The sequence below is a fragment of the Leptolyngbya sp. FACHB-36 genome (assembly GCF_014695955.1).
Taxonomy (GTDB): domain Bacteria; phylum Cyanobacteriota; class Cyanobacteriia; order Leptolyngbyales; family Leptolyngbyaceae; genus FACHB-36.
This window is the reverse complement of record NZ_JACJPG010000389.1, coordinates 1-4,174: the sequence shown is the minus strand read 5'-3', so window position 1 is coordinate 4,174 and position 4,174 is coordinate 1. Positions and strand designations below refer to the sequence as shown.

Genomic DNA, 4,174 nt, shown 5'->3' with positions numbered 1-4,174 from the left:
TCTCGCGTTGGTTGGAGTTCTGCCTACCTGCACGACTTACAGCCTGGACAAACGATCCGGGTTCGCGGACCTTACGGACTCATGACCCTAACCGAACTGCCGTCTCGTCCCCGCCTCTACATTGCGGAAGGCTCGGGCATTGCTCCGCTCAAGAGTCAAATTGACTGGCTGCACGAATGCGGCTTTTGCCAACCGATTTGGCTGATTCTGTCGAATCCAGAAACTCCTGATCAATTGCCCTACCAAGCCTACTGGCGATCGCTCAGCCAAACTCAGCCCTTGTTTCACTACCGCGAAGCGACCAACCACGCTCCGGAGCACATCCTGGCTGCTCAGTCTTTAGACCTGAGCGAGTTTGATGTCGTTGTCTGCGCGATCGGCGATCGCACAGAGCACCTGCAAACGACGGCTCTTACCCTCGGGGCGCGCCCCGATCGTCTCCGCTCCGAAACCTTTATTGCGTTCTAGCTGCCGCTGCAAACAACTCAATTTGCCTTCTACCCTCGCCATTGCGACAATAATGGCTATGACTTCTGAACCTTCCTCTGAACAACCCATTTCCTCTCCTGCTCCTCCCGCCTGGAGAGCCTGGTGGGAGAACGCTCAAATTCTCGTCGTTGCCCTGATTCTGGCACTGCTGATTCGGGCATTTGTGGCAGAGCCGCGCTACATTCCCTCAGACTCAATGTTTCCAACCTTGCAGGTGGGCGATCGTCTGGTCGTCGAAAAGGTGTCCTACCGACTTCATCCACCCGAGTTCGGCGACATTGTTGTGTTCGACCCACCGCTGCAACTGCAAACCCAAGGCTACGCCAAAGATCAAGCCTTTATTAAGCGCATCATTGGTACGCCAGGGCAGCGCATCCAGGTTCGTGACGGCGCCGTGTACGTCAACGATCGACCCCTAAAGGAACCCTACATTGCCGACGACCCCGCCTATGCGTGGGGACCTGCGGTGGTACCGAACAACGAGTACTTTGTCATGGGCGACAACCGTAACAACAGCAATGACTCTCACGTCTGGGGCTTTTTGCCCCAAGAAAACATTATCGGTCGCGCTTGGTTTCGCTTCTGGACGCTTAAGCGTGTTGGCTGGATACGGTTCAGCGATTAGGCGTCCACGGTTCGTGATGGCGAACTAAGTCAGCTACGACGAGCCATAGTAAATTCCCCGTCCGTTGCTGCCGACAAAGACTAAACCAAACGTCTGCCAGCTTGCTTCCAGCACCCTCGGCTCATTTCCGATCGGACGGTTCGGCGCGTTGAGCCGGGTCCAGGTTTTACCCAGATCCAGCGATCGGAAGATGCCAGCTCCCTGACCTTTAATTTTTCCATAGACGTAGAGCGCAGGCGTCTTGCTGCCGGGTTGCGGCAGCCCAAAATCAAATAAGTACGCTTGCTCTACAGCGGGAATCGCCGTAAAGGTTTTGCCCCCGTCGGTTGATCGGCGCAGTCCTTCCTCGTCCAAGCCGAGCCAAACATCGCCTTTCGCGCCCGGAAGCGCCTGAATCGTACTCCACTCGATCCACGACAGCTTATCCGTCATCATGGAAAAATTGGCACCGCCGTCAGTGCTGCGATAGACGGTTCCGTTATTGCTGTAGTAATAAAAGGTGTTGCCGTCCACGGTGTCTGCTGCCAGTGGCTGCGGCGGCATATTCCAGGGACCCTTGGCACCATCAGGTAAGCCCGACACCGACCCCCAGGTTGCGCCGCCATCGGTCGATCGCACAGGCTGTCCTTTGCTGGTGGTGACGACAAACAGATCCGGGTTCGTGGCAGACATGACAACGCGCGTGGGCACGATGCCGCTGGGAAACGACTTAAACTCCTGCCAGGTCAAGCCGCCGTCGCGCGACGTAGCTCCTCCCTGTCTGCCGTCGTCGCGCCGATCGCCGCTGACTCGAACCAGGCGCTGCGGGTTGGTTCGGCTGTAGTCAATGCTGTAGGTATCTTGATATCCGGGTCCCCGCGCACCAAAAGACTTAGAGGGAAACGCATCCAATCCGTTGTCGTGCACGAAGCCATCCACATCGGCAGCACCAGTGAGCAACAGGGGACCCTTGGGAGGCGACACCAGCGTCAGGATCACAATCTCTTCGTGTCCTTGCTGGTAGTTCGTCCAGCGAACTGGATCTGCTGTCACCTGATCCGTACGCCAGATGCCATACCAGTCGGTCAGCCACACACACCCCGGTACATGCGGATCAAACTCGATCGCCGAGACCCATGCCAAATTTCGCATGTACTCGCTCCACCAGGGCACCGTGCTCGTTGTCTGACGAGACAGCTTTTTCCAGCTTGCACCGCCGTCGGTCGATCGATACATGTCCGGGTTGCTGTTCTCTCCTCGACTAACCAGAATCTCGCTGGGATTCTTGGGGTTAACGCTCAGCGCGCCAAACACTGGATCTTCACCAGGCGGCGTAATGTCCTTCCAGGTGCCATTGGCAAATTTGGCGACGGCGGGACCCTCATAGCTAACCGTGTAGAGGGAGCGATCGCCCGCGATTGCCATGCGCATGACATGTTTTGGGCTACCGTCCAGTCGCGTCCAGGTGGTGCCTGCATCGGTGGAGCGAAACACTCCATCGCCGTCAACGTGGGCATAAACCAGTCCACGCTCTCGCGGATCAAACACGATCGCGTTCACGTTTGGTTCCTTCGCCTCAGTCGGCAACGCAGATATGCGCGTCCAAGCCGTTCCCGCGTTGGTGGATTTCCAAAGACCGTCTTTCCAGGCTCCAAATAGCACGTCCTTTGAGTTAGACGGGTTGACGGCAAGGCGCTCCCCGCCCCAACGGCGGTAGTCTTCGGCGATCGGCAACTCCAGCTTTAACGGAGTCCAGGTTTCTCCTTGATTGGTCGATTTCAGCAGCGTTCCGGGTCCAAACCAGTGGCTCTTACCGACGGCGACGTATACAACGTTAGGGTCGTTGGGATCGAGCGCTAGCGCTTCTCCCCCAAACTGATTTTTCTGCTCCAGCGTCAAGTGTTCCAGCAGCGGAATCCAAGTTTGTGCCTTTGCGTTCCAGCGGTAAAATCCACCCACATCGGTGCGGATGTACACTAAATCCTTCTGGCGCGGATGCAGGTAAACGCCAATGACATAGCCGCCCCCTCCGACTGCCACGTTTTTGGTTCCGAGTTTGACACCGCTTTGGTAAGTGGATGCATTACTTGCCACAGACGGCATAAAACCAACGAGCAGCGGACCGATCGGGTTGAACCAATGCAGCGCTAGAACCGTTGCTAAGCTGACAAGAACCAAACGAGTGGTGCTTCGCCACATCCGAGGAGCAGACGGGGCTTTCTCCGCACGGCGCGCAACAAGCCAGAAAATCAGCGTTGTTGAGAACCACCCTAGAGCAATCAAAGCAAGGCTAGCAACCAGTCGTCCCACAATTACTAAACTGCTGTCCATACTGCCCAAATGCTGTGAGACATCACGAGGAGGTGGGAATACATGCCACCCGTTTCCTCATTCCTAATCATCTGAGGCATCAAGTTCAGGGATCTGCTTGATCACCTAATGAATCAAGCAAATACCGACATCATAATACTGGTACCCACCCTCTGAAGACTCGACGGGGTAATTTTACCCAAGCTTCACCTTTGGGCATTTGACAGAGTGTAAGAACGGCGTAAAGATCGACTAGACAGCTTGCAAGAAAGCAACGGCTTCTGTAGGCTCCAGTAGGCGACGTGGATACAATTTTTAACATTGTCCCTACAGGATTCGTCGCTGTCCAAACCTGGAATTCTTAAGGGTGAGATCTGCGTGATGTGCTTGATCTCCGCAAATATTTGACAGCATGGTAATGAGTGTCCTTGAACAGGGGGGTTCGATCGTGTCACAGAGTAAGCCAACTATTCTCGTTACTGGGGGCGCGGGCTACATTGGTTCCCACGCCGTTCTTGCACTTCAGCAAGCGGGTTACGGCGTTGTCGTGCTCGACAACTTGGTGTACGGGCATCGGGATATTGCTGAGAAAGTGTTGCAGGTAGAACTGGTGGCAGGCGACACGGGCGATCGTGCCTTGCTGGACCAGCTATTTGCGACGCATACGATCGCGGCGGTGATGCATTTTGCCGCCTATGCCTACGTGGGTGAGTCGGTCACGCAACCCGACAAGTACTACCGCAACAACTTTGTTGGAACGTTGACGCTGTT

3 protein-coding genes and 1 pseudogene are annotated in these 4,174 nt (G+C 55.6%); 3 read left to right on the top strand and 1 reads right to left on the bottom strand.

Going from position 1 to position 4,174, the window contains the following annotated elements:
• Both H6F43_RS10940 and lepB read left to right on the top strand, forming a co-directional pair.
• Positions 1 to 468 (top strand): annotated as a pseudogene (locus H6F43_RS10940) (hypothetical protein); the annotation flags it as partial.
• Between the two features lie 58 nt (positions 469 to 526).
• Positions 527 to 1,114 (top strand): signal peptidase I, encoded by a 588-nt coding sequence (lepB, locus tag H6F43_RS10935; protein WP_190342796.1) that lies wholly within the window; start codon positions 527 to 529, stop codon positions 1,112 to 1,114.
• Between the two features lie 33 nt (positions 1,115 to 1,147).
• Here lepB and H6F43_RS10930 read toward each other — a convergent pair whose 3' ends face one another.
• Positions 1,148 to 3,424, bottom strand: coding sequence for a hypothetical protein (locus H6F43_RS10930; RefSeq protein ID WP_190342795.1), 2,277 nt, complete (start codon positions 3,422 to 3,424; stop codon positions 1,148 to 1,150).
• A gap of 427 nt (positions 3,425 to 3,851) precedes the next feature.
• Between H6F43_RS10930 and H6F43_RS10925 the strand changes: the two genes are divergently transcribed.
• Positions 3,852 to 4,174: NAD-dependent epimerase/dehydratase family protein (locus H6F43_RS10925; RefSeq protein WP_190342797.1), on the top strand; the 323-nt coding region annotated here is incomplete at its 3' end.

Excerpts from the sequence above, each read along its gene's own strand:
- lepB (WP_190342796.1), top strand. The coding sequence starts at position 527 with ATGACTTCTGAACCTTCCTCTGAACAACCCATTTCCTCTCCTGCTCCT.
- H6F43_RS10930 (WP_190342795.1), bottom strand. The coding sequence starts at position 3,424 with ATGGACAGCAGTTTAGTAATTGTGGGACGACTGGTTGCTAGCCTTGCT.